This window comes from Enterobacter sp. E1, assembly GCF_016809815.1.
In the GTDB taxonomy this organism is placed as follows: Bacteria; Pseudomonadota; Gammaproteobacteria; order Enterobacterales; family Enterobacteriaceae; genus Enterobacter; species Enterobacter adelaidei.
On the sequence record NZ_JAFBJM010000018.1, the window covers coordinates 1,734 to 2,967 of the forward strand.

Consider the following 1,234-nt stretch of genomic DNA (forward strand, 5'->3'; position numbering starts at 1 on the left):
TGTGTTCGAGTCTCTCAAATTTTCGCAAGTCGATGGTGAATCGAAAGAAACATCTTCGGGTTGTGAGGTTAAGCGACTAAGCGTACACGGTGGATGCCCTGGCAGTCAGAGGCGATGAAGGACGTGCTAATCTGCGAAAAGCGCCGGCGAGGTGATATGAACCTTTGACCCGGCGATGTCCGAATGGGGAAACCCAGTGTGATTCGTCACACTATCGTTAACTGAATACATAGGTTAACGAGGCGAACCGGGGGAACTGAAACATCTAAGTACCCCGAGGAAAAGAAATCAACCGAGATTCCCCCAGTAGCGGCGAGCGAACGGGGAGCAGCCCAGAGTCTGAATCAGCTTGTGTGTTAGTGGAACGGTCTGGAAAGTCCGACGGTACAGGGTGATAGTCCCGTACACGAAAATGCACAGGTTGTGAACTCGAAGAGTAGGGCGGGACACGTGGTATCCTGTCTGAATATGGGGGGACCATCCTCCAAGGCTAAATACTCCTGACTGACCGATAGTGAACCAGTACCGTGAGGGAAAGGCGAAAAGAACCCCGGCGAGGGGAGTGAAAAAGAACCTGAAACCGTGTACGTACAAGCAGTGGGAGCACCTTCGTGGTGTGACTGCGTACCTTTTGTATAATGGGTCAGCGACTTATATTCTGTAGCAAGGTTAACCGTATAGGGGAGCCGAAGGGAAACCGAGTCTTAACTGGGCGTTAAGTTGCAGGGTATAGACCCGAAACCCGGTGATCTAGCCATGGGCAGGTTGAAGGTTGGGTAACACTAACTGGAGGACCGAACCGACTAATGTTGAAAAATTAGCGGATGACTTGTGGCTGGGGGTGAAAGGCCAATCAAACCGGGAGATAGCTGGTTCTCCCCGAAAGCTATTTAGGTAGCGCCTCGTGAACTCATCTTCGGGGGTAGAGCACTGTTTCGGCTAGGGGGCCATCCCGGCTTACCAACCCGATGCAAACTACGAATACCGAAGAATGTTATCACGGGAGACACACGGCGGGTGCTAACGTCCGTCGTGAAGAGGGAAACAACCCAGACCGCCAGCTAAGGTCCCAAAGTCATGGTTAAGTGGGAAACGATGTGGGAAGGCACAGACAGCCAGGATGTTGGCTTAGAAGCAGCCATCATTTAAAGAAAGCGTAATAGCTCACTGGTCGAGTCGGCCTGCGCGGAAGATGTAACGGGGCTAAACCATGCACCGAAGCTGCGGCAGCGAC

The 1,234-nt window shown here is 52.4% G+C and carries 1 rRNA gene (running past one end of the window); it reads left to right on the forward strand.

From position 1 onward, the window contains the following. Positions 1-66 precede the first annotated feature (66 nt). A 23S ribosomal RNA gene (locus JGF26_RS22290) occupies positions 67-1,234 on the forward strand (it continues 1,778 nt past the right edge of the window).